Annotated in this window: 24 protein-coding genes; 3 read left to right on the plus strand and 21 right to left on the minus strand. The window is 44.9% G+C overall.

What is annotated here, in order from left to right:
- Positions 1–2: 2 nt before the first annotated feature.
- Both ACYCS5_RS28560 and ACYCS5_RS28565 read right to left on the minus strand, forming a co-directional pair.
- Positions 3–2957: an AMP-binding protein gene (locus tag ACYCS5_RS28560; protein ID WP_459760546.1), complete on the minus strand. Its 2955-nt coding sequence runs from the start codon at positions 2955–2957 to the stop codon at positions 3–5.
- Between the two features lie 74 nt (positions 2958–3031).
- Complete coding sequence (locus tag ACYCS5_RS28565) at positions 3032–4372, minus strand: non-ribosomal peptide synthetase (protein ID WP_459760547.1); 1341 nt, start codon at positions 4370–4372, stop codon at positions 3032–3034.
- Between the two features lie 295 nt (positions 4373–4667).
- Between ACYCS5_RS28565 and glsA the strand changes: the two genes are divergently transcribed.
- Positions 4668–5606 (plus strand): glutaminase A, encoded by a 939-nt coding sequence (gene glsA / locus ACYCS5_RS28570; protein WP_029517518.1) that lies wholly within the window; start codon positions 4668–4670, stop codon positions 5604–5606.
- A 77-nt stretch (positions 5607–5683) separates the two neighbouring features.
- On the opposite strand, the gene ACYCS5_RS28575 is transcribed toward glsA, so the two are convergent.
- Together ACYCS5_RS28575 and ACYCS5_RS28580 are read right to left on the minus strand one after the other, a co-directional pair.
- Complete coding sequence (locus tag ACYCS5_RS28575; RefSeq protein ID WP_459760548.1) at positions 5684–6550, minus strand: VOC family protein; 867 nt, start codon at positions 6548–6550, stop codon at positions 5684–5686.
- Between the two features lie 49 nt (positions 6551–6599).
- Positions 6600–7013 (minus strand): DoxX family protein, encoded by a 414-nt coding sequence (locus ACYCS5_RS28580; protein WP_039273147.1) that lies wholly within the window; start codon positions 7011–7013, stop codon positions 6600–6602.
- 269 nt (positions 7014–7282) lie between these two features.
- Between ACYCS5_RS28580 and ACYCS5_RS28585 the strand changes: the two genes are divergently transcribed.
- On the plus strand, positions 7283–7822 hold the full coding sequence (locus ACYCS5_RS28585; protein ID WP_341039399.1) for a helix-turn-helix domain-containing protein: 540 nt from the start codon (positions 7283–7285) through the stop codon (positions 7820–7822).
- Between the two features lie 125 nt (positions 7823–7947).
- Here the strand turns inward: ACYCS5_RS28585 and ACYCS5_RS28590 are convergent, their stop codons facing one another.
- The 10 genes from ACYCS5_RS28590 to ACYCS5_RS28635 form a co-directional block, all read right to left on the minus strand.
- Positions 7948–8142, minus strand: a complete 195-nt coding sequence (locus ACYCS5_RS28590; RefSeq protein WP_459760549.1) for a hypothetical protein — start codon at positions 8140–8142, stop codon at positions 7948–7950.
- Between the two features lie 75 nt (positions 8143–8217).
- The gene (locus ACYCS5_RS28595; protein WP_459760550.1) at positions 8218–8505 is read right to left on the minus strand and encodes a stalk domain-containing protein; all 288 of its coding nucleotides are present in this window, start codon (positions 8503–8505) and stop codon (positions 8218–8220) included.
- Positions 8506–8594: 89 nt separating this feature from the next.
- Positions 8595–9716 carry a phosphodiester glycosidase family protein gene (locus tag ACYCS5_RS28600; protein ID WP_318627325.1) on the minus strand — a complete coding sequence of 374 codons (1122 nt, stop codon included), beginning with the start codon at positions 9714–9716 and terminating at the stop codon, positions 8595–8597.
- A gap of 220 nt (positions 9717–9936) precedes the next feature.
- Complete coding sequence (locus ACYCS5_RS28605; protein ID WP_459760551.1) at positions 9937–11403, minus strand: potassium/proton antiporter; 1467 nt, start codon at positions 11401–11403, stop codon at positions 9937–9939.
- Positions 11404–11602: 199 nt separating this feature from the next.
- Positions 11603–12991, minus strand: coding sequence for a class II fumarate hydratase (fumC, locus tag ACYCS5_RS28610; RefSeq protein WP_318627324.1), 1389 nt, complete (start codon positions 12989–12991; stop codon positions 11603–11605).
- A gap of 164 nt (positions 12992–13155) precedes the next feature.
- Positions 13156–14700, minus strand: coding sequence for a 2-isopropylmalate synthase (locus ACYCS5_RS28615; RefSeq protein WP_029517510.1), 1545 nt, complete (start codon positions 14698–14700; stop codon positions 13156–13158).
- Between the two features lie 95 nt (positions 14701–14795).
- The gene (locus ACYCS5_RS28620; protein ID WP_029517509.1) at positions 14796–15497 is read right to left on the minus strand and encodes a FadR/GntR family transcriptional regulator; all 702 of its coding nucleotides are present in this window, start codon (positions 15495–15497) and stop codon (positions 14796–14798) included.
- Between the two features lie 155 nt (positions 15498–15652).
- Entirely contained in the window at positions 15653–16672 is a 1020-nt protein-coding gene (locus ACYCS5_RS28625) for an aldose 1-epimerase (protein ID WP_013310435.1), read from the minus strand.
- Between the two features lie 137 nt (positions 16673–16809).
- Positions 16810–17613 (minus strand): MBL fold metallo-hydrolase, encoded by an 804-nt coding sequence (locus tag ACYCS5_RS28630; protein ID WP_459760552.1) that lies wholly within the window; start codon positions 17611–17613, stop codon positions 16810–16812.
- Between the two features lie 126 nt (positions 17614–17739).
- Positions 17740–18036: a hypothetical protein gene (locus tag ACYCS5_RS28635; protein WP_023988878.1), complete on the minus strand. Its 297-nt coding sequence runs from the start codon at positions 18034–18036 to the stop codon at positions 17740–17742.
- Between the two features lie 162 nt (positions 18037–18198).
- Here ACYCS5_RS28635 and ACYCS5_RS28640 point away from each other — a divergent pair, with 162 nt between their 5' ends.
- Positions 18199–19431: an aminopeptidase gene (locus ACYCS5_RS28640; RefSeq protein WP_039273168.1), complete on the plus strand. Its 1233-nt coding sequence runs from the start codon at positions 18199–18201 to the stop codon at positions 19429–19431.
- A 73-nt stretch (positions 19432–19504) separates the two neighbouring features.
- Here the strand turns inward: ACYCS5_RS28640 and ACYCS5_RS28645 are convergent, their stop codons facing one another.
- From ACYCS5_RS28645 to ACYCS5_RS28675, 7 genes are all read right to left on the minus strand, one after another.
- Positions 19505–19996: a hypothetical protein gene (locus ACYCS5_RS28645; RefSeq protein WP_459760553.1), complete on the minus strand. Its 492-nt coding sequence runs from the start codon at positions 19994–19996 to the stop codon at positions 19505–19507.
- A gap of 154 nt (positions 19997–20150) precedes the next feature.
- The gene (locus ACYCS5_RS28650) at positions 20151–21269 is read right to left on the minus strand and encodes a glycerol dehydrogenase (protein ID WP_459760554.1); all 1119 of its coding nucleotides are present in this window, start codon (positions 21267–21269) and stop codon (positions 20151–20153) included.
- 36 nt (positions 21270–21305) lie between these two features.
- Positions 21306–22313, minus strand: a complete 1008-nt coding sequence (gene bioB / locus ACYCS5_RS28655; RefSeq protein ID WP_340955524.1) for a biotin synthase BioB — start codon at positions 22311–22313, stop codon at positions 21306–21308.
- Positions 22314–22518: 205 nt separating this feature from the next.
- The gene (locus ACYCS5_RS28660) at positions 22519–23853 is read right to left on the minus strand and encodes a hemolysin family protein (RefSeq protein WP_459760555.1); all 1335 of its coding nucleotides are present in this window, start codon (positions 23851–23853) and stop codon (positions 22519–22521) included.
- 355 nt (positions 23854–24208) lie between these two features.
- Positions 24209–24664, minus strand: coding sequence for a spore coat protein GerQ (gene gerQ / locus ACYCS5_RS28665; RefSeq protein ID WP_029517502.1), 456 nt, complete (start codon positions 24662–24664; stop codon positions 24209–24211).
- Between the two features lie 52 nt (positions 24665–24716).
- Positions 24717–25139: a cell wall hydrolase gene (locus tag ACYCS5_RS28670; protein ID WP_029517501.1), complete on the minus strand. Its 423-nt coding sequence runs from the start codon at positions 25137–25139 to the stop codon at positions 24717–24719.
- A 121-nt stretch (positions 25140–25260) separates the two neighbouring features.
- Positions 25261–26010 carry an SDR family NAD(P)-dependent oxidoreductase gene (locus ACYCS5_RS28675; RefSeq protein WP_459760556.1) on the minus strand — a complete coding sequence of 250 codons (750 nt, stop codon included), beginning with the start codon at positions 26008–26010 and terminating at the stop codon, positions 25261–25263.
- Positions 26011–26036: the final 26 nt, after the last annotated feature.

Here is a 26036-nt window from a genome sequence, read left to right on the forward strand (position 1 = left end):
TATTAAACCTCCCCTATCCGGGATGCCATACCGGCAGCTTGATAAAATGCAGCCCTGACTTCCTCAACCTCTATCTCGTAACTGCATCGTATAGAAAAAATAAGGCCGTCCGTGTAGGAAGAAGCAATGCAATTGAACAGTGAATAGATCGGTAGCGGATTGGGTTGCTTTATGATAGTTTCATCATAATAATTGCTGTATTTTGAGTCTGCCTTAGCGCTGTTTCCTAAATAGTTAAACATGAATAAGTCTAGTTGCTCGTACTGCTTCCCAAACTGTGCAAGTGTTCTGGCACGTTCCCACTTGTCTTTGTAATCAGGACTTGTAAGAAGATGCATAAAATTAATCGTATAGTGTTTTAATAATTCCAGTCTGCTTCTGACAGACTGCATCATTTCATCCGGATTTTGTTTCAGTTCAATCAGCATAGGTACAAAATCAATAAATTCACCGGCCGTGTTATAATAAGCCGCCTCCTCGTACCTTCTTCCATCATATAAAAATAACAATGGTAGCTTATCCATACCTAAATAAGTTTGCAAGCCCCTTGTATAGACAGAAAGCGCAAACTCCAAAGAAGGATTTTCAGCAGGGATGCTTACGTTAAACAGGTAGGCTTCTGTGCTCGTTCGAAGATTTGGTGCCTGGAAGACATTTTGCTTGCTTTTTTGGAACGCTTCCAGATTAAAGGCTGATATCAATTCTTGTTCCGTAATTCCTTTCGGTCCACTTTGGATTAGATTGACATACTCCACATAGGGCTTCACTTCATCCGTAGGAAGGGGTCGATTTTGAAGCAGACTCCTGTAGCAAGCAACCAACTGTCTTTCAGCTACTTCCGAGGTCACCCGATCGCATATCGCATGATGATAAATAGTAATGACATAATGTTCACGAAGGTTTCGTTTCAGCACAAACATGTGGAACAAAGTATGTTCTTCGGCGAAACGGGTGTTCGTAACATAATCATTTATCATGTCCGTAATGGGACCACATGGGTTGTAATCCGACACATCAATGATGTTGAGTTTTGGTAAACCATCGCTAGAAGGTACGTATTCCCTCCAATAAGTCCATTCATCTCTTTGGACCGGGACACTTCTCAGTAATCCTTGACTTTGTACAAAATGAGCGAAAGCCTGATCCAAAAAATCGTAATTCACGCACTCATCCAGCCTAAATATACCTAAACTTGGAGGTGTATCAAACGAATTTTGCATTTGCTGAATTCCACTTAGCGGATATTCTTGTGCCACTGCTCCTGTTTTAATCCACTGATCTTTTTTCAAATAATCGTCTTCCAGAAGCTTGCGTAAATCTTCCACCTGATCCAGATCCATGCTTTTTAAGCCCAGACGTTGGAAAAATACCTCTTCATCCATGGTCCAGTATAGATCAGCCATTTTAGCTTTTTGATGCAGTGGTACAATGTAGTGTGGCAGTAGCTCTTGAGTTATTTTCCCGTCCATGATCCGCATGATATGGTTAACGTCAGCCACCGTGTCGCAGTAAAGCACCTGAATATCTCTAACTTCGTGAATAAAATCCCTTACTTGGTATTTCACCAGCTCGTAAACACCATCTGTTTCTTGGTGAAGCCAAGATATCAACTCTTGAGTTGTTTTTATGATGTCCTGTTGCTTTTTGGACCCTACAATATTATTCTGAGTTGAATGAAGATAATCAGCGAGTGCCCGAATCGTTTTATAGTGGTAAATGTCTGTTAAAGTGGCGTGATATCCTGCACGCTCCATTCTCGACATTAATGTAAGCGCATGAATAGAATGCCCACCGAGGTCGAAGAAGCTATCTAAAACACTGAACTGCTGCACACCCAATACATCCTGCCAGATGTCCATCAGCTTCGTTTCCAGTCCTGGCTTCGAAGACACATATTCTGCTCCACCATGCATATTCTCTTCAAGGGCCAACAGTGCCTTGCGGTCCAGCTTACCATTCAGTGTCAATGGCATTTGTTCTAGTTGTATATAAAAAGATGGAATCATGTAATTCGGCAGCTTTATAGAGAGAGCCGTTTTAATTTCATCTGCTGTCAGTTTTTTGGTCGCCGTAAAGTATGCTTCCAGTTGCTTTTGACCGGCCTCCTTTTCACGGGCAATAACTGCCGCTTGTTGTATATCATCTACTTTTAATAAATGCGACTCTATTTCCCCAGGCTCAATTCGATAACCCCGTATTTTCACTTGATCGTCGATCCGGCTGATATATTCGATGTTTCCGTCCGCTTGCTCTTGCACCCAATCTCCGGTTCGATACAACCTGCCTCCAGGTACCCATGAAGACTGAATAAACCTCTCTTCTGTCAGCTCTGGACGATTCAAATAACCTTTAACTAATCCATCGCCAGCGATGTACAGTTCACCTGCAACTCCCTGTGGCAGGGGATGCTGCTCTTGATCCAAGATGTAAACCTTCGTGTTGCTGATGGGTTTGCCGATCGGTACGGTATTTGCATTTTCGTCCAAATGATCGATATGATAATAAGTAGAAAATACCGTGCTCTCCGTCGGTCCATAGACATGAATTAAGCGGCCCGGACCTAGACGGGCAAACGCTCTACGCACATGGCTGACTGAAACCTTCTCACCACCGAATAGCAAGGTTTCAATTGTTGCAAAGCAATCGGGATCCACATCCACCAATGCATTAAAAAGTGCTGTCGTGACGAAGCATTTCGTGATCTGTTGTGTCCGTAGGACGCTTGATAGCTCACGTGCATTCATGGTTTGATCTTGTGAGTTCAAAACGAGAGTGCCTCCGTTAAGCAAAGCTCCATAAATACCAAATGTAGAACCATCGAACGAAAAACTGGCCACTTGTAATATCCTATCTTTTGTCGAGAATTGGATGTAATTCGGCTTTTTAACAACACGTGTAATATTGTAGTGCATCGTCAGGGTGCCCTTAGGTTCGCCTGTAGAGCCAGACGTATACATAATGCAAGCAAGGGTGTCGGAACCTTGCTTAGATGAGAGATTCCCTGTTTCTTTCCCATAGTTCCGCTTGTCCATCAAATCCAGTACAACATAACTGCCGCTTGTTGTATATCATCTACTTTTAATAAATGCGACTCTATTTCCCCAGGCTCAATTCGATAACCCCGTATTTTCACTTGATCGTCGATCCGGCTGATATATTCGATGTTTCCGTCCGCTTGCTCTTGCACCCAATCTCCGGTTCGATACAACCTGCCTCCAGGTACCCATGAAGACTGAATAAACCTCTCTTCTGTCAGCTCTGGACGATTCAAATAACCTTTAACTAATCCATCGCCAGCGATGTACAGTTCACCTGCAACTCCCTGTGGCAGGGGATGCTGCTCTTGATCCAAGATGTAAACCTTCGTGTTGCTGATGGGTTTGCCGATCGGTACGGTATTTGCATTTTCGTCCAAATGATCGATATGATAATAAGTAGAAAATACCGTGCTCTCCGTCGGTCCATAGACATGAATTAAGCGGCCCGGACCTAGACGGGCAAACGCTCTACGCACATGGCTGACTGAAACCTTCTCACCACCGAATAGCAAGGTTTCAATTGTTGCAAAGCAATCGGGATCCACATCCACCAATGCATTAAAAAGTGCTGTCGTGACGAAGCATTTCGTGATCTGTTGTGTCCGTAGGACGCTTGATAGCTCACGTGCATTCATGGTTTGATCTTGTGAGTTCAAAACGAGAGTGCCTCCGTTAAGCAAAGCTCCATAAATACCAAATGTAGAACCATCGAACGAAAAACTGGCCACTTGTAATATCCTATCTTTTGTCGAGAATTGGATGTAATTCGGCTTTTTAACAACACGTGTAATATTGTAGTGCATCGTCAGGGTGCCCTTAGGTTCGCCTGTAGAGCCAGACGTATACATAATGCAAGCAAGGGTGTCGGAACCTTGCTTAGATGAGAGATTCCCTGTTTCTTTCCCATAGTTCCGCTTGTCCATCAAATCCAGTACAACACTGGCGAGTTCTGTTTGCTGGTGGATTGGAAGCCGGGTCAGCAGGAGATTTGCACCAGAATCCGTCAGCATATAGCGTATACGTTCCCTCGGGTGTTCAGGATCAATCGGAACATACGCTCCCCCAGCTTTTAAAATCCCGAAAATTCCGATGATCATTTCCAATGAGCATTCGACCATCATTCCGACAGCCTCGTCTTGTTCTAAACCTTTAGCCCGCAAAACATGTGCTAGTTGATTAGCCTGTTTGTTCAGATCAGCATACGTCAAGTGCTTGTCCCCAAATACAACTGCTATGTGATCCGGTGTGCGCTCAACCTGCTCTTCGAACAGTTGATGAATCGTTTTCTCCCGCGGGTAATCCGCTAACATACCGTGTACCATGCTCCACTTCATCTCCTTCTCCTATTAACTTTTTTAAAGATGGGAATCTTTCTTATGAGCCAATGCTAAAAAAGGTATATGTGCCACTTAGAAGTGATTTCTGGATAGGCAGTTGGATGAAGAGAATGAAGACTACAGAGGATAAACTATAATCCCGATATTACATTAGGTTGGGTATTTAACTGGAGAAAAAGAAATGACATCAGAGCTTGTTTTTTGACTGAAAATTTCTTTAAAATAAGTATATAGCTACTTTTTGCTCTACAATAAAATACCACAGATTGGTTACTCGACTGGAGGAAAAGAAATGACATCGGAGTGGCAGAGATTACAGACCAAACTGCCGGAATGGGTAGAACAAAGCCGTCATGAGTATATTCATGGCAAGGTAGCAGCATATATTCCCGAACTGTCCAAAGCCCCGGCCAACGCGCTTGGTGTTGTTGTAATGAACGGTGCGGGTGAAACCGTGGTAGCCGGGGATACGGAAATCCAATTTACGATGCAAAGTATTTCAAAGGTATTTACGCTCATTCTGGCCTTGATGGATAATGGAGAGGACGTTGTCTTCTCTAAGGTGGGGATGGAGCCTACCGGAGACCGTTTTAATTCCATGCTAAAATTAGAACTGGTTGAGCCGGGGATTCCGTTTAACCCACTGATTAACGCGGGGGCAATCGCGATCTCCTCTCTGATTCGCGGGAACAGTCCAGAAGAGAAATTTGCCCGTGTTCTCCAATTTTTCCGCCTCCTCACCCACAATGACACATTGGAATATGATCAGGATGTCTACGATTCAGAATCAGCTACAGGCCATTTAAACCGTTCCCTTGCTTATTTTCTAATGGAAAAAGGTATTTTAAGAGGTCATGTGGAGGATGTGCTTGAAGTTTATTTCAGACATTGTGCTGTCAAATTGAACTGTACAGATTTAGCACGCATGGGACTTGTACTAGCCTACAACGGCCGTGATCCGGTGACAGGTATACCGCTGATTCCCCGCCGCTATGTACAGATCGCCAAAACATTTATGACGACATGCGGCATGTATGACGCTTCAGGGGAATTCGCCATTCAAGTCGGACTACCTGCCAAAAGCGGCGTATCAGGCAGTATTATGACGATGGTACCTGGACGCTATGGCATTGGACTGGTTGGACCTTCTCTGAACCGTATGGGAAACAGTACAGCCGGTGTACACTTGCTGGAGACGATGTCTCGGGATTTGGATTGGAGCTTGTTCTAGTATACGAAAAAAGGGTATTCCCAGCCTTTACGGCTTATAGGAATACCCTTTTCTATTTCTGTTGAGTTCCTTCTATGTTACGAGATTTGACCGTTAACCAGTTTAATTTGAATGCGGAACGGATCAGCTACATACTTGGCGCCATCGCGTTCTTGCACTCCATAGCCTGCTGCCTCTAAACGAGCCACAATGGCATTCAATTCATTCTGATCTGGTACGATCAATTCAAAATAATCCAGTCCGGCAGCGTGCTCAGGAGCTGGTGGGGCTCCTTCACCTGCCCATATATTCAAGCCCATATGGTGGTGGTAACCACCTGCGGAAACGAATAAGGCTGAAGAGCCATACCGGCACGTAATGTCAAAGCCAAGCACATCGCAATAAAATTGCTGTGCTTTGAGCAAATTAGACACATGGAAGTGGACGTGCCCGATTACCGTTCCCTGAGGTAGTCCCTGCCAAGGTAAATTCTCGGAAATCGCAACCAAATCTTCTGCATCCACGGGATCTGTTCCCATCATGTAAAATCCATTTGCATCCTTTTTCCACTGATCATGGGGACGATCTGCATAGATTTCAATTCCGTTATTATCGGGGTCATGGATATATAGGGCTTCACTTACATCATGGTCTCCCTGTCCGATTTCAATCTCATGAGCCAGCAGATTACGTAAAGACAGGCCCAGAGCTACACGGTTCGGTAGAAGAATAGCAAAGTGGTATAATCCGGCTGCGGACTGGCGCGGCAGAATAACTGCATTTTCAATATAGTTAAGGATCAGTAACGCATGCTTCCCATCGACAGTCAATTCAGCGGTATCCGCCGTTTGACGCAGCAGCTGAAAACCAACGACCTCTGTATAATATTGAATAGAACGTTCCAAGTTGCTTACTTTTAATGAAACCTGCCCGATTTTGGTGTTGTCATGAATATGTGCTGTCATGAGATTTCCCTCTTTCTACATGGATTGGAGGACTAAAGCTATTCAAAAATTATTGTTCGGTTGACTCACGACGGCCGATCAACGAATCCAGAGACAAGCGAGTCGTTGGTGCAAATACCAGATGAAGTGCTACAAGAATAAAAGCAATATCCAGTTCATAGCCAGCTCCTTGGCCATTCCCCATCAACCCGCCGGACAATTTTGCTGTAAAAATAGCGCCGATCAAAACAATCACAAATAGCCCAGATACATAGCGGGTAAGTAATCCAAGAATCAATGCAATTCCGCCGACCAACTCAATCACCGCAATGACATAACCTAAAAATCCTGGAACGCCAATGCTGGAAAACCAGCCTGCTACATTACCCAACCCCATTTGGAATTTAGCAATTCCATGTGCCAAAAACAAAATTCCCAGCGCCACCCGCATAATTGTAGAAATGTTTCTGCTTGCTGAACTCATATTTATCTCTCCATTCTGTTTGTTTATTACACTCATACAAGTGCATATGAATAATTAATTTATATTACTAATAATTTGGTTAAAAAAATAATACTGTCTGAATCTATGCCGCAACACATGAATGTGAATCAAACTCGAATTATTAGTAATAGAAATAATTATTTTGTAATGTGAATTTATCATAAGAAACTGTGGTCTGTCAACAAAATATTTGGTATGATAAATATTACATTAGTATACATTATATTTTCTTAAAGGAGGAACGCTCTATGAGTATAGGATGCAACATACGCGCTGCTCGTAAACGTAAAAATTTATCCATTCAGCAAATATGCGAACGAACCGGACTATCGCAAGGGTTTATGAGTCAAGTAGAAAATAATAAAACCTCACCTTCCATTGCTACATTGGACAGCATCGCTAATGCGCTGAACGTACCTCTTGCTTTTCTGCTTCTTAAAGATGAGGAACGCATGCAAGTGATTCGCAAGGACGAGCGCCGTAAAACCTTATATGGTAAAAACAAGCTCCAGGTCGATCATTTGGGGGGTCAGGGTAACGTCAAAATGATGCTCGTTGAAATGCCGCCCGGCTCATCTACAGAAGAAGAGCATGCTCATGCAGGGGATGAGATTCATTTTATCTTGGAGGGCACGGTATACGTGGAGCAAGGCGAGGATACAGCTACCCTGGAAGCAGGAGATTCCTTTAGCTGGAGAGCAGCCATCCCCCACTATGTCAAAAATGTGGGAGAAAACAACGCCCGAATTCTGATCTCCGTGTTTCTCGAAGCAAATAATGATGCTTAATAGATATTTACGCAAGCACGAAGCAACAAAAGTACAAATCCTATCGAAAAAAGCGCGTACCGGAAGTATCTTTACTTCAACGATCCGCGCTTCTTATATTTTCATTTGCTATTGCTGCTTTTAACTTATTCCATCACCTGCTGGGCATCTGTACGCGATTCCCACGGCAGCTTGAAGGTTTTCATAATTTGTTTGGTATTAGCCGGGAGTCCAGTTATCGGATCACCAGTAGTACCCAGCAGTTCTTCTTTTTTATCCGTAGTAATACGCCCATAGAAAGTGGTACTGCTGTCTCCCCATCCTGTAGTGAACTTCTCCAACGTATAACCTAAATCAAGCGAAACATCTCTCAGAGATATATATACTTCTTCACTTACAACCTCAAAGGTAAGTTGCTACTGGTTCTTACGTGATTGCTCCTTAAGAACCAAGGGTTCTGCCCACTTTTGTAGCGTAATCTGCTTCTTTTTGACATCCCAGTGGTAGGTTGCACCTACAGCTTCGGCTAAAGGTTTAAGCGGAACCATGAGCTTTCCGTCGATCAATAGAGGTTTAGCCTTGCTGTCTATAGGTTGTCCGTTTATAACAATATCTATGAACTGCGTTGATTGAGACGCTATGGCACCCTGTTTAGTAGCTTCGGCAGCCGCCTGATGCATTGTGGTCAAGAGTAAGGATAGCATTAACAAGGCGACAAACAATCGCTGAAATCCTGCTCGTTTTAGCTTCATCATCAGTCTCCGTTCACTTAATGAACTAGTTCATTCCCGATCTATCTCTTTTTGGCTGCGTCAATGTCTCCAGGATTCAAACCTTCCCATATGTTCGGGATACTAACGGTCTCTGGATGCTCAAATACGAGAAACGCAGTCGGCAAATAGCGCTCTCCGTATTCAGAAGAAGGCTTGTTTACAATGGCATTATCCTTGACTAGCACCGTTGAAGAACCTCCATCCAGATTAGCACCGATAACCGCTCCATGTTTAAGCAAAATATTTTGCATATCATACAAGTTGGCACCTATGCTGTACCCAGGCTGACGACCGTCGATGGTCACGAATATAATGGCACCGTCTGCTCTTTGCCCCATTGCGGTACGGGGGGCAATTCCCCACCCCTCGCTTGCATTACGAATCAGACCTTTCCCATTCACGATTAGGCGTGGTTGAAAAGTAACCGCTTCTTGCACATTCATTTTGGACAACTCGGACAACGAATAGTGACCGGCTATCATTTTCCCCTGTTTATCAATACCTACGATTTGAACAGAGGCATTTCTACCCATATCATTGTAGTATATCTTACCCTGGGAAATGACAACGCCAATCGGTTTAAAACCATTCCCATTCCAGTTGGGGTCAGCAAAGCCACCGCCATTTACGCCAGCAACAGCCCCCAAACGCTCGACCATGCTAGATACATGTTCTCCCCGGCCGACTTTAGCAGGAACCCCGAGCCTAATTTTAGTGGGGTCATGCACCGTCATAACATAGCCATGATAGTTACGACCCGACACTTCTTCCACTTCAACCAACGGCGTTTGCTGTACTTTGGTAGGTATCAGATCAGGCAAGTTGATTGTATGTCTATCCTTCTCCTCACCCATCTCTTCGAACCGGGCCGAATATTCAGCCACTCGTTTCTTCGCTTCTGCTTCGCCGATAAAATATTTCGCCCAGTGACGATGCTGAGTCGTAATCAGCGTGTCCGCAGCCAAATAGCGCATGTCCTTGCCAGAAGGGGTTAAAAACAACCATGCACCACCCCCAATTCCCGCTAACAGGAATACAATAAAAAGTCGCAGCATAAAGCGACCAAATTTTCCTTTTCGTTTCTTTTTCTTATTTTTCTGCCTGCGAGCTGCTGCACGCTGTGGCAAGACTTCCGGTTTCATTTATCATCTCTCCTGTTTGGTGACTTCTATCGTATTTCATCACTATTGCCCATCAAATGATCCGTAACGATAGGCTGCGACATCTAACGACAATATCATAAACTAATTTTGTAGAATGATAGTGTCAATTTTTTAACAGATTCATCCACTCTGAAAAAGAATACATTAAAAAGTCCTTCACATAAATGTGAAGGACTGAAATGTAGGGGTGATATCCTATTTACGGAGCAGCCTCCGGTTCGACCAGCATGAACAGCTCTTTCATCTGCTGTCGCTTGAGTTTGGGACTAAGCACGTACAAAGTATCGCCCGGTTCAATCACCGTCGTGCCTCTCGGGGCAATAATTTGCTCGTTCCGAATGATGGCTGTGAATAAAATATCTTCAGGCAACTGTATATCCTGAATCGCTTTGCCCGCTATCGACATCCCATTTTGTACCTGAATGTGGTTGATTTCCGAAGTAGTTTTTCCCAGTGAAACTAATTCCAGCAGTGATGGAGACGACGTCTCGTTAGGGTCCATCAAGCCAAGCTTCACCGCTAGCCACGAAATAGTGGTACCTTGAATAATCGCAGAAGTGAGCACGACGAAAAATACAACATTAAAAAACAAGGGTCCTACATCCATCTCATCCAGTAAAGGATAGGTTGCGAGTACAATAGGTACCGCCCCACGCAGTCCTGCCCAGGATAACAGTGTTTTCTCGCGCACAGAGTACCTGGAAAAAAGCAAGCTTAGGAACACGCCTATTGGACGAGCCACGAGCATGAGGATGAAGGAGAGCGCCAAGCTTTGCCATGCAATGCCCAGCAATTGATCGGGAAAGACCAATAACCCGAGCAGGACAAACATCATAATCTGCACCATCCAGGCGAAGCCATTGTTAAAATGAATAATAGATCGCTTGTAGGTCAAGTCGGAATTTCCCAATACAATGGCCATGACATACACTGCCAGCAATCCGCTTGCCTCTAGTAACGATGCCGCCGCATACGTCAAGACCGCAAATGCCAATGCCATCACAGGATACAAACCGGATGAATCAAAATTCATTTTATTAATGGCATATACACCTAAGCGTCCGAGTACAAAACCAACGGCTAAACCAAAGCCCATTTCCCATAAAAATAACAAGATATGTATCCAAATGGATTGCTCAGGGTGATGTATCAGCTCAATCAATGTTACTGTGAGAAATACAGCCATCGGGTCATTACTACCGGATTCCGCTTCAAGCGTCGAGGTAATTCGCTTTTTGATGTTTTTACCTCCTAGAACGGAAAACACGGCTGCCGCATCCGTCGAACCAACAATAGCGCCAAACAGCATGGATTCCATCCAGCTTACGCCTAAAATAAACTTGGCGCAGACGCCAATGACTACGGTCGTAATGATGACCCCTAACGTTGATAATGACAGTGCAGGTCGAATAACCGGCTTAACATCTGCAAACTTTGTCTGCATCCCGCCTTCAAACAAGATTACAATGAGCGCGAGAATGCCAACTAGCTGTGTGATAAAGGCATTATCAAAATAAATAAACTGACTGAGCACCATACCTACGGCAATAAACAATACGAGCGCAGGCATACCGAAACGGCTGGAAAATTTGGTAGTCAGCACACCGACCAGCAGCAAGCCGGACAGCAAAAGCACAATAAAATTAATAACGGTTGTCTGTTCCATACGGCTTCTCCTATCTTGAAAATAGATGTTCAATTTTTCGCCTTTTATCTATATACCCTCAAATCACACAGAATACTAATTCTAAACAAAAAATTATATAATAAAATAAAAAATCCAGCTCATGGTTTGTGCTAAATCGCACTCCATGAGCTGGTTTGTATATTTTTTATAAAGCTTAAGCAGAGACAATCGTCGTGCTTTAGGCTTTAGGATGAATCATATGCGCAGGTACAACATATTGATCGAACTGTTCTTCAGTCAACAGTCCGCTGCGGAGTGCCGCTTCTTTTAGGGACAGCCCTTCTGCATGTGCAAGTTTGGCGATTTTAGCGGCATTTTCATATCCGATATGTGGATTCAATGCCGTCACCAGCATCAGTGAATTATTCAAATTGTGCTCAATCTTCGTGAGATCAGGCTCGATGCCAACGGCACAGTTGTCATTAAAAGCAATGATGGAATCGGCCAGCAGATGAACAGACTGCAAAAAATTGTATATAATGACTGGCTTAAACACGTTCAGTTCAAAATTACCCTGACTTGCTGCAAAGCCGATAGCTGCATCATTCCCCATGACTTGTGTAACGACCATCGTCAGTGCTTCACTCTGGGTCGGATTCACCTTGCCGGGCATGATGGAGCTACCTGGCTCGTTAGCAGGAATCGTGATTTCGCCCAAGCCGCTACGCGGACCACTTGCCAGCCAACGAACATCATTGGCGATTTTCATCAAATCGGCAGCGAGCGCTTTGACTGCTCCATGTACGGCCACCACTTCATCGTGGCTAGTCAGTGCATGAAATTTATTGGGTGCGGAAGTGAACGTTTTGCCAGTGAAACTGGAAATTTCCGCTGAGGTTCGGGAGCCAAACTCTGGATGAGCATTAATTCCAGTCCCCACCGCTGTACCGCCAATCGCCAGCTCCTTCATGTATTGCACCGTGTCGATGATCATTCGCTTGCTCTTGTCCAGCATGGCATACCAACCACTTATTTCCTGACCCAGCGTAAGCGGTGTCGCATCTTGTAAATGGGTTCGTCCAATTTTTATAATATCCTTGAATTGCTCTGACTTCTGTTGAAAAGTCTCTTTCAGCTTATCGATGGCAGGCAACAAACGGTCTTCCACTGCAATGACACCCGCTACATGAAGCGCCGTGGGAAACGTATCATTCGAGCTTTGCGACATGTTAACATCGTCATTGGGATGCAGCTTCGCATCCTTTCCTTGCTCTTGTAACCATTGGCTCCCCAGATGAGCAATCACTTCATTCACATTCATATTGGACTGCGTTCCGCTCCCTGTCTGCCATACAACCAACGGGAAATGGTCATCAACCCGCCCTGCGAGAATCTCGTCCGCTGCATAAATAATCGCGTCCTGCTTCTCCTGTGATAGCTTACCCAGCTTATAGTTACTGATCGCCGCGCTCTTTTTAAGCACCGCGAACGCCTGTATGACCTCTAATGGCATTTTCTCCGAGCCAATCGGGAAATTTTCCTTGCTGCGCTGTGTTTGCGCTCCCCACAGACGGTCTGCCGGTACTTTGATTTCGCCCAACGTATCCTTTTCAATGCGGTAGTTCAACTCATTTCCTCCTCTTGGCCTATGTAATTCAGACAAAATATGGTGATCTCTCTTGCCTATTATACATTAAATTTCAAATGTTATCATTTATTTTGCAAGCGCTTTTTTACGATGAGGCCAGAGGAGGAAGAAGGAAAATTCGTCTACAAGCCTGACCACTAGGATCAACTAATGGTGATATTGCTTTTGGCATGTACTTCTTTTCTGCCCAGTAGCTTGTTCAGCGCATCGATGTAAGCTTTGGCGCTAGCTTCCAAAATATCAGTACTTGTGCCTCTTCCCAGAGCTGTGTACTCTCCTTGCCTCAAAATGGCGTGCACTTCCCCCAATGCGTCTTTGCCATAAGTTACAGATTGGATCGAATAATCCTCCAACTCCACCTCTTCACCACTGGCCTTGTCTATAGCATGGAAAATCGCATCTACAGAACCGTTACCCATTGCCACTTCATCAATTGCTGTCCCATCTTGTTTACCCAATCGAATGGATGCGACTGGAACCGACTGATTACCATAAGACACCTGAATGGAATCCAGTGTGTACATTTGAGGCGAGGCATTGCGGCTTTCGTCCATCAGGACGAGCAAGTCTTCATCCAACACCTGTTTTTTCTTATCCGTCAATGCTTTGAATTTGCGGAACGTCTCTTGCAGCTGTTCCTCCGTCAAAGCATCAAACCCCATGTCCGCCAGTTTTTCTTTAAATGCATGTCGACCCGAGTGCTTGCCCAACACAAGTTTACTCGTCTTCAGACCAATACGCTCAGGGGACACGATCTCATATGTTGTACGCTCTTTAAGCATCCCGTCTTGGTGTATACCAGACTCGTGAGCAAACGCATTGGCTCCAACAATGGCCTTGTTTCCCGGCACCGACATCCCCGTTCGTTTGCTCACCAGGCGACTGGTAGCATACAGTTCCTCTAAAACCAGACTCGTTTGTGCACCATAAAGCTCGGTTCTGGTGTCAAGGGCCAGTGCAACTTCTTCGATAGGTGTATTTCCGGCTCGCTCACCGATGCCATTGATGGTACCTTCAAATTGGTCTACACCATTACGGATGGCCGCCAGCGTGTTAGCTGTGGCCATACCAAGATCGTCATGACAATGTGTGCTAAGTTGTATTTTTTCGATACCGGGCACTTGTTGTTTTACAATTCTAAACATTTCACCGAACTGATCCGGGGAGGCATATCCCACCGTATCCGGTAAATTGACGATTGTCGCTCCAGCACGAATCGCCATATCTACGACCTCACAAATAAAGTCCAGTTCGGTACGACTGGCGTCCTCTGCTGAAAATTCTACCTTGCTGAAATACTTGCGTCCATAACGAATGGCAGCAGCAGCGGTCTCTAATACTTTCGTTTTATCCATTCGAAGCTTATGGTGGCGGTGAATAGGTGAGGTAGCCAGAAACAAATGAAGACAGGCATCCTCTGCTCCTCGTAGCGCCTCTCTGACCGCATCAATATCCTGTTCTTTCGAGCGCGCAAAACCAACCAGTGTCGCTTGGGTAACCTGTTTGGCAATCTCCTGCATGCTGGTGATCTCACCAGGCGAGGTTGCTGGAAAGCCGGTCTCAATCCGATCTACGCCTAATTTTTGCAGCTGAAGGGCAATTTCCACCTTTTCCGTGCTAGTTAAGCTAACTCCTGGTGATTGTTCTCCATCTCTTAACGTTGTGTCCAACACCCATATTTTGCGCACACAGATACCACCTTTGGTTTGATTTTAGGAGATGCTCGAGCAGAAGGTTTAAAGATTTCATTCATCCGATCATCTGATGTTTAAGAGTAAAAAAATTATGAACTTCCCATATGCTTTTGCAGCTCCAGCTTGGTGCCGTCCAAATGTTGAATACTATACAGCTCGGCAGCCTTGCCATCCTGATCTCGGATTGCTTCATATATTTTTTCATGCTGCACAGTAAAATGATTTTGCATCGCCGGATCGGTAATGAGATTGTTCAACGCCTTGCGAATGGCCTCTACAAAGCTGCCATATACATCTGTAAGCACCTTATTGCGTGTAGCTCCGGCAACAGCCAAGTGAAAAGTGATATCCGCATCCAAATACCCGTTCATATCTCCAGCGGCCAAGGTTGCAGCACGACGATCCAGCGCCTCACGCATCAAGCGTAGATCCTCGTCTTTACGACGTAACGCAGCCAATCTGGCAATCTCTAGTTCCAACACACTCCGCACTTCATAAACCTCAATAATTTCAGCACGGCTTAGACGGTAATCCAATGGCTCTTGAGAAGTTGTCGGTTGGCAAACAAAAGTTCCGTGTCCTTGCTTTTTCTCTAATAGACCGGCATGCACCAGAACGCTAACCGCTTCACGTACTGTAGATCGCCCGACTCCGAATAGCTTCATGAGCTCAGGTTCGGTTGGAATCTTAGTGCCCACATCCCATTCACCAGTAGCAATTTTTCGTTGCAGCTGTTCAGCTACTTCATCGGCGATTTGCTTGCGTTTGACGGCTTGAAAAGGAAAATTCATCTGATCATCTCCTGTTTCGTATCATACTATGACTGCTTGGCATTCTGCAACCTTTTTCGTCCTCCTTCCCCATTGGCCCTTACCTGTGCTTTACAACCCCAAATAAAGCCTGCACCGTTGGACACGATACAGGCCTATAAGGATAAATTTAAATGCTAGGATTTCGATTTATTAGGTGTAATACAATACAAACGGCTGGTTGCTTCAAAAATATGGCCTGGAGCCAGTGCTATCAATCCGATCTCCTCCGCTGGTAGGTCTGGACGATTCGGTGCATTGATCATGTTCATTTGCGGCTCAGGACAGATGAATTCCTTGTTCGCTTTGTTATTCCAGATCATCCAATGCTTATAAGCTGTACCTACATCGTATACGAGGGTAGCACCTGTCTTACTGTGTGTCAGTTCCATGTAGTTGCGTCCATTTTGCGGAGCTGCCGTGTAATGATTATCCATAGAGGCAAAATAAGGACTAACTCCCGTCGTCTTCAGCAGTTCCTCTTCCGGAGATAAAGGCTGGAACTGACCTGTGGCCAACAACCGTTCCGTCAGCTCACGACGCTCACCGATTGTGACCTTAATCTTGTAGTCCTCAGGCGAGCTATCGGGTACGAACGGAACGCGAATCGCTGTGTGAAAGGCAAATAAATTGGGGATCGGTTGATCGCCCTCGTTATGGATCACATAACGCTGATGCAGGCCAAATTCGTCCAGACTGTACGTTAGTTTCATGGTAAAGGTGAAGGGTAAATAGCGGAACATGGGATGTCCTTCCCTTACATGCTGATTCATCACCACATAGCTGCCCTGCTCCCCGGAACCGTAGTCCTCGACCTCCCACCGAACAGTGTGTAAAAAGCCGTGCAGATGGTTGTGGGTCGCCTCTTCATTTATCGGCAGCTCATATGTAACACCATTCCACAGGAATTTTCCATCCTCATACCGATTCGGAGGGAACAGGAAAGGAATTCCGTAAACGGACGGGCTTTGCTTAAAAGCCTCTATGCTCTCAGCATCTGGCTCACGCAGAAAAGAATATCCCGTTTCATTGTCACGAAAAGAAATCAGATTTGCGCCGTTTCCCGGCAGGGCAACCGCTTCATATCGTCCAAATTTAAGACGAATCGCCGGTATTCCATAATAAAGATCACCAATTGCAGCATGTTGTTGTGTCATCAAAAAATCCTCCTTGATGAAATGACGATGTTTAATGAAAGCGTTTAGCTTTTGGCTTGACTATACCATGCTGAGCAAAAAAATTCCACGTCCACACAAAAAACGATGCCCCGCAAGGCATCGTCCTTCACACATGACTACACATAACGTCCTTGTTTGGGTACAGCTATGTGCTCAAAATCTCCTGCCAGTCGCTCTAGCTGATCTGTCAGCTCAGCACCATGCATGTAATGACCATGTCCTGTAACTGCAATCTCAGGCTTTAACTTGGCCAGCATTTCCACCGAGCGCTGCGCAGCTTGCCAATCTGTTGTAAAATACGCAGGAGGCCCGTGTATTTCTTTTTCCTGTAAAATAACGGCCAGTGCCGATTCCTGTTTCACCGTAATAAAAGCGTCACCGGCCACCATTAACCTTCTTCGCTCATGAAAAAGCGATACATGACCAGGTGTATGTCCTGGCGTATGCAGCCACTTCCAACCAGGGGCACCAGGGACACTGCCATCTTGGGGCAGGGAGGTGATGCGATCATCGAGATCTATAGCATCACTGGGGTATAAGAAGGAAATGCCCGACATTAAACCTCCCCCTACACTAGGGTCAGGTTTTTGATAATCCTTCATTCCCGTCAAATAAGGTAATTCCAAAGGATGTGCATAAACAGGTGTACCCCAATGCTGTACCAACTCAATAACCGAACCTACATGATCAAAATGACCATGTGTAAGCACAATAGCGATCGGAGGGCCAGTGAACCGTTTCTCTGCCAGGCGTATAATCGAGTCCGTAAATCCTGTCATCCCCGTATCCACCAGCACCCAGGAACGGCTTCCTGGCTCCCCAATAAAACACATATTTACAAATAGCGTCCGTAAGCTCAGGAGATCGGGAGCAGCCTCTTCATTTGCCGTCATTCCTTCGGTGAACAGATGATTTGCCAAAGCTTCACCCTCCTATTCACATGGAATTTACTGTTAATATCGACCTTTAGGCTTCCCCCATGTCAGCAGATTATGCGGACACTGCTAAATATAATCCGCTTGTCAAGAAAATAGACCATGTTTACATTACTCGGGTAATTTGCTCCATGCCGTATCTAGCAAATAGTCGAATAAATCATCGTTCTCTTCAATCCAGCTATCCATTTGCAGCATCTCTTCCTCCACCCGTGGCTCCCCCGCAAAATGGAGACTGTAATCCCATTCCTTTCCTCTTTTACTGTGGAATGTGATTTCATATACAGAACTCTGCCCATCTACTCCAAATACCACTTGGCCCAAATAAGCACCATTCTCATCTCTTGTCATTTGTGCCTGTTGAATATGTACTTCTTTCACTTCCTGAGGTGAATTTTGCTCTGTCATTCATCTATCCGCCCTTTCATTTTCACTAAATAGTACCAAAACTAATTTGTGAACCTTTTCGTTACATTGTACAATATATAAGCTATGTGTGGAATTTGCAAAAAAACTGTGCAAGTTACCCAAGCCTTATTTAAGGCTTTTCGTGAAATGGAGGAAAGTTACATGTCAGATTTTCAACAAAAATTGCAAAAATATGCCGAGTTAGCCGTTCGGGTCGGCGCCAATGTCCATCCTGGGCAGACACTCATCGTTCATGCACCAATTTTGTCCGCCGAACTCGTGAGACTTATCGTCAAATCAGCGTATACTGCCGGAGCCAAGCTGGTTACAGTAAAATGGAGTGATGAGACCATTACTCGATTACAGTATGAACTAGCTCCTGATGAAACTTTTAATATTGCTCCCAAATGGTACGCAGCCGAAATGACTGAAGAGGTCGAAAATGGCGCAGCTGTACTCCATGTCATTGCAGAAAATCCGGATTTGCTTCAGGGGATTCCGTCCAGCCGAATTACTGCTGCTCAGCGCGTGCGGTCACATGAATTACGTCAATACCGCGAATATCAAATGGCTGACAAATTCAGTTGGTCTCTGATTGCTTATCCTTCTGCAGAATGGGCTGCCAAAGTATTCCCTGATCTACCAGCTTCCGAGCAAATGGATAAACTGTGGGATGCCATTTTCAGCACCGTGCGTGTGGATCTGGATAACCCCGTGGAGGCATGGAAAGAGCATTTGAAAACCCTTTCCAGTAAATCTGATATTTTAAATGCCAAACGCTATAAAAAGCTGCATTATCTGGCTCCAGGCACAGATCTCACCATCGAATTGGCAAAAGATCATCTGTGGGTAGCGGCTGAAAGCGTCAACCAACAGGGACATACTTTTGTAGCCAATATGCCTACTGAGGAAGTGTTTACAGCTCCGCTTAAAACGGGAGTGAACGGTAAGGTCAGCAGCACCAAGCCACTTAGCTACAGCGGAAATATCATCGACAACTTTTCACTGACTTTTGAAAATGGACGTATTGTCGATGTTCAGGCAGAAACCGGTTTGGAAACTCTTCAGCATCTCGTAGAAATGGATGAAGGTTCACACTACCTGGGTGAGGTTGCTCTTGTACCTCACAAGTCACCTATCTCTGATAAAAATATTTTATTCTATAATACGTTGTTTGATGAAAATGCCTCTAACCACTTGGCCATCGGTAATGCTTATGCATTTAACCTTAAAGGCGGCAAGGATATGACTCAAGAGCAGTTGGCTGCCAACGGCCTGAATTCCAGTCTGACTCACGTCGACTTTATGATCGGTTCAGGTGAAATGGACATCAACGGCGTTACTGAGGACGGTACTGAGGAACCTATCTTCCGTAAAGGAAATTGGGCGATCTAACACGGCAAAAAGGCTCTCACCGCTTCATGCGTGAGAGCCTTCTTGCTTCAACCTTAGGCTAAGTTGATCTATTTTACAACGTGTTAATCCAAGAATTCGCTGCAATTCCAAAAACAATTTGTATCACGCTGATGATGAGAAAGACAATAAAGCAATTTACAACTCTTCGATTGGTGGTTTGATGCATGGATAAAGATGATTTCACGTAAAACATGCTGCCCAATATTCCTATACACACACCGAAAATCCCTGAAAATAGCAATCCTATAACCAAGCTGACCACGACAAAAGCCCAACTCCAGCTCGGAACTTTACTCACAGGAACATAAGGTTGATTGGACCCAAGATATACACCGTCCACAGCTAAATCCGCTTTGTTGCCAATGACAACAACATTTACAGCTTTTTCTTTCAATCTAATAGGAAAATCAATCAAGTTCAAAAATGCATTCTGGCTTTTAACCTTCTGCTCGCTTCCATTCACAATAATTTTCCCGCCAGTTAAGCTACGCTTGTACTCAATACTATATTGAGTACCTTGATCTTCTACATGCCATTTTGCCATCGCTAAACTCCTCTCAAATTTTAGGGGAGTCATAAATATACTCCCGGCATTTCCTGATTATGTACCATAAAAATCATAACATAAGTTGCAAGTTAAATAATGGAAAAAAGGCCGCTGATTAGCGGCCTTTGAATCTACTTTATTTCGTATGGAGTTAGTTTCTATGTCCAATTTTGGCCTTATAGGCAAGTGAATACTGGTCAGCCGCAAAAATTGCATCAAGCACATCATCCGCTGTGACAGCAAATGGTAGATTGTGAGCAGTTTCGCCTTCTTTGGTAGCAGCCTGAGCTACCCGGTACAAATCCTCTCGGGAAGTTTCCTGTAGCTTAATGTCTTCCAGCGTGACAGGCAGATCGAGTTTTAGATAAAAGTCAATATACCGCTCCACCTCGGACAAAGGTCTTTTTTCCAAGGCAAGCTGGACTAAGGTGCCAAAAGCTACCTTCTGACCATGTGTTAGGTGATGAATATCTCCTTCCAGAACGGTAAAACCATTGTGAATCGCATGTGCGCCTGCCAAACCGCCGCTTTCAAAGCCCAAACCGCTTAGCAACGTATTCGCCTCCACTACCGCTTCAAGCGCAGGTGTGACGACTTTGCGTTTCACGGATTCGTAAGCCTGCAGTCCGTAATCGAAAAGAACTTCCTCACACTTGGACGCAATGGCTTCTGCCGCCAAAGTTGGCAAACCACCAGCCATTGTCGTTGCACGAGCTTCAATGACCGCACGGGCTTCAATCCACGTCGCCATGGCATCTGCAATGCCTGAGGAGAGGAATAAGGGCGGTGCTTGAGATATGACTTTTGTGTCCACCAGGATCAGGCTCGGATTTTTACTGAAAAAGGAATACGTATCAAATGCACCTTCGTCGGTGTACAAAACAGATAGTGCACTAGTAGGGGCATCTGTAGAAGCAGTCGTTGGAATAATCACAACTGAAGAACCGAGAAGTTCATTTACAGCTTTAGCGGTATCCAGCGTTTTACCGCCACCTACACCAATGACAATGTCGACCTGGGCGCTTCGTCCCTGATCCACAATACGGTTGACTTCGTTTTTGGAGGCTTCCCCTTGAAATTCAATTTTAACTGCTGTAATATCAGCCAGTTCCAGACTTTTTACCACGCGGTCGGCTGCAATCTCCCAAACCAGCTTGTCCGCAATAACCAAGGCAGTATGGCCTAATGGCTTAACATACTCACCTGTTTTATCAATCACATTTTTCCCTTGCACATATTTACCTGGACTAATAAATACTTTTTCGCTCATTGTTTAACTCTCCCTTCCAAGTTTGTACAATTTCTATTATACGGTTGAAAGGGCACACATCTCAATTTCGAAACCAAGATCTTCAATCATTTGATGATCAAATATGACCTCTTGGCCTTCTGTCGTTAAATAATCTCCTACAAAAATTGAATTCGCTGCATACAGGCAAAGCGGTTGTAACGAGCGTAAATTCAACTCTCGTCCACCTGCAACGCGTATTTCTTTGGATGGACAGATGAATCGGAACAGTGCCAGCACTTTCAAAGCTTGGATAGGTGATATTCGCTTTGCTCCCTCCAATGGGGTTCCGGGGACTGGATTCAAGAAGTTAACCGGAATAGAGTCAGCATCCAACTCCCGTAAGGCATAAGCCATTTGAACGATTTCCTCATTCGTTTCCCCCATCCCGATAATAACGCCAGAGCATGGAGACATTCCGTGAGATTGTGCCATTTTCACAGTTTCGACGCGTTGATCGTATGTATGTGTGGTTGTAATCGAGGGATAGTTGGCCTTACTTGTATTTAAATTATGATTGTATCGATGTACCCCAGCCTCTGCCAACCGCCGTGCCTGATCTCCCTTGAGAATCCCTAAGCAAGCGCAAATTTTGAGTGGCATTGTGTGAGTAATTTCTTGTACAGCCTCAATCACCTGATCCAGCTCCCGATCTGTTGGGCCCTTGCCCGAAGCTACGATGCAATACGTCCCTGCTCTCCGTGCTACTGCTTCCCTAGCTCCAGCCAACAGTGATTCCTTGTCCAACATACTGTACTTGTTCACAGGCGCCGTGGATACGATAGATTGTGAGCAATAACCGCAATCCTCCGGGCACAAGCCACTTTTGGCGTTCATGATCATGTTGAGCTTTACTTTTTTTTCATAAAAATGGTGTCGTACTCGAAATGCAGCTTGCATAATCGGTAATAACTCCTCATCGTCGGCTTCCAGTACCGCTATACCTTCTTCCAGTGTAACATGGCTACCATCTATCGCTTTTTCAGCCAACGAGCCCCATTCTATAACCTTGTTTTGTAAATTCATACTTCTTGCCTCCCAAAATTTAATGATCATGTAAATGGATAAAATTTTCAGCGTAGAGAAAATTCTTTTCTTATTGTCAACCTAAAAAAAATATAATGAGGTTGACAATAACACAAACATCATATCAATTCATGTCCTTTCTGTAAAGAAGACAAATTAAAAAGCGACCCCACATCTTTCAAGGTCGCTCTCCAAATTTATTCCGTTATGAGACTCCTGCTTCTTCCACGACGAAAGGCTGTTTTATCAGCCTAATACGTGAAATCCGCTTGTTTTCAACCTCTTCTACCGTGAACATACATCCCTCAAACACTACAGACTGGCCAGGCTGTGGGGGAATAACCTCGACATGTGAGTATAGCCAACCCCCTACCGTATCATAATCCTCATGATCAAGATCCAGTCCAAAGCGGTCGTTCACTTCATCAATTAATAACATGCCGTCAATGGAAAATTCCTCGTCATTAATCTGCTCACAACTCGGACGTTCCTGATCGAACTCATCCTGAATTTCACCAACGATTTCTTCCATAATATCTTCCAGCGTTACCATACCCGATGTACCGCCATATTCATCAATCAAAATTGCGATTTGCGTCTTGCTACGCTGCATGCGTTTGAGCAGATCACTAATTTGTGTAGATTCAGGGACAGCAAGAATCGGTCGAATCATCGTACGGGTATCCAGTGTGTTCGCCCGCAGAAGGTCCTTAATATGGATAAAGCCGATAATATGGTCCTTATCTTCGGCGCAGATTGGATAACGGGTTCTCATGCTTTCCGTCGCAATCGCGAGATTTTCTTCTGTGGACTCATTACTGTATAAGCAGATCATCTCAGTTCGCGGAATCATGATTTCCCTGGCGGTCGTGTCGGTAAAATCAAATATATTATCAACAAGCGCCAATTCCGTATTATCAATTAGTCCGCTCTTATTGCTTTCTTTCATCAGAATACGTATTTCATCCCCCGTATGCGCGGATTCATCATTTTCGGATACCGGCTCCAGACGGAATAAACGCAGCAGGCTGTTCGCCATTCCATTTAACGCCCATATGAATGGATACATCAACTTGTAAAACCAAGTCATCAGCATGGCTGAATACAGCGTAATGGTCTCAGATTTACGAATAGCTATCGTTTTGGGCGCCAATTCACCCAACACAATATGCAGAATCGTAATAACAATAAATGCAATAACCACGGCAGTACCGTGCACATATACCGCTCCTAATCCAGCGGCTGTAAATACAGGTTCGATCAAATGTGCGATGGCCGGCTCTCCGATCCATCCTAGTCCCAACGATGCTAGTGTAATACCCAACTGGCAGGCAGACAAATAAGCGTCCAAGTTGTGTAACATATTGGCGGCGTATACGGCCTTTTTATTGCCCGCCTCCACCAAAGTCTCAATACGGCTGCCTCTGACCTTCACCATGGCAAATTCCGCAGATACAAAAAAACCATTCAATAGTACTAATGCAAAAACAATAAATAAGTTAAACATACTCGGTAAAGGGTCACTCAATATGCTCCCCATCAGCCGTCATTACGGCAGACAGGCGCACCTCCTTCGGATAGTTTCATCATAGACAGAACGATAACACATCATAAGCAGCGTCAACTTCCCAACACATTCACTCCTTCCGGCTTCCAAAGCCATATTCCGCATAAATGATTAGATCATTCATCAGCTTATATTTAATTATATAACTATACTCTATACAGTCAAACCACAAGCAATGTCAGAAAAAACAGCTCCACTATCATTTAGGTCGTAAAGCTCTCGTTTTCGCGCGCTACCACCAAGAAAGCTACTATACTTGAGAAAGACTATAAACAAAATACATCCCCTGCCGTCTGGCAGAGGATGTAGACTCATATATATGAAGGCATCAGCGAACCGGGGATGCACCCGGATTCCCGATGACGCCGGGATATTGGTATAACAATGGCTCATCAAAAGTAGCATAGTCCAGATTCACCATCAGCAAAATCGTCCGCTTGCCCGTAGCCGGATCACTGATAATAATGTGGTCACGACCCGCTGCTTCCAGAATACCTTTGAATATTTTCGCATTCCATTCCCGGTTATTTTCATACGTCATATAAAAGGTACCTGTTTTACCCAAGTTCAAGCGCAAAATGTTTTCAATATATGATTGCTCAAATTGTGGAGTCTGGCTCTGTACCACCATACCAGCCGGTGTCATCGCACTACCGCTGTTAACCTGAGGGGGGAAGGTGCTGATGGGCTGCATAGTTCCGACCGGATTCATCCCTCTGGGCCATTCGGGATACCCGCTACCAGCAGGATAAGAAACAGGACGGTAAGCTTGCTGTGAAATCATGTAAATTCCTCCTAAAATGGTTTAAAATTATTCAAACTCATGTTGAAGCGTTCTAATAGACGGCAGGACAATCCTGTACAGACGGGCTAAAAAAGCAATGGGCTTTAAAACGTCCAGTATTGGTCTGGTTATACCAGGTGTTCGGACAGTCTCCTGCCGGTCTGAAAAACCATAATGCATTGGACGCCGGGCGTATTTTTTCCCCATTAATGACACGACGGGCAAGACGAATGTCACGGTCACGGGCTCTTTGATAAAAGTACCCCTTTTGGGTAGCTTCAAATCCGCCTGGACTTTGAAACACCATATCGTTCATAAGGCGAATCCCCTGAAAATCCAGACAATTGCCCAAAATCCTATTTACTCCGACATTGCCAACCATGAGCATCCCCTGCTCTCCTTCTCCTTCGGCCTCTGCCCGCATCAATCGGGCGAGTGTCCTTACATCCTCTGAGTTGGTCTTGATTACAGCCAACGCGTCCCCTCCTCGCTTCTCCATCACATACCCTATCATATGGTACAAATGCCCAATGGGTGACAGTCCAGAAAAACAAAAAAAATAGCCCCAAAATTGGGACTACTCATTTAGGCTTTTACTACGGCTCGTAAATCATTTTACGCGTCATGCCACCATCTATTACCAGATTCGTACCAGTTACAAAATCATTGCCGGGTTGTGTCAAATACAGACAGGCCCGTGCGATGTCCTTAGGGATTCCTACTCGCCCAGACGGATGCTGTTGATGGTCTTCTGTACGCAATTGCTCATAATCCCCGGTTTCAATCCACCCTGGACTGATGCAATTGACCTGAATCCCGTCCTTTCCTAGTGATATGGCCATCGCGTGCGTAAGAGCCGCAATGGCTCCTTTGGATGCCGCGTAGGCTTCTGTATTCGGCTCTGACATGAAAGCTCGTGTAGAGGTCATATTGACCACAGAGCCACCTTCTGCATTTCGTTTCATCACCTTAGCTGCTTCCCTAGTGGCAATAAAACAGCTGCGTACGTTAGTATTCAAAATGTCATCCCATTCTGCTAGCGTTAACTCATATGGAGATTTCCATTTGGATACGCCTGCGTTGTTAATTAGCGTATGAATCGTGCCGTATTCTTCTACCGTGGCACGGATTAGCGCCACAATATCTTCTTCCTTCCGTACATCACAAGGAATAAAAATGGCCTGATAGCCCTCGTTCCGGGCTACTGCAGCGGCTGCGGCACCCTCTTCCTCATTGTAGTCCGCAAATACAACATGGGCACCCTGAGCAGCGTAGGCAAAAGCGACCTCTTTCCCAATGCCATGCGCCGCTCCTGTTACAATAACAACTTGTCCCTCAAATGACACGAATCATTCCTCCTCTGAACTACTCT

Source organism: Paenibacillus sp. SEL3, assembly GCF_054602585.1.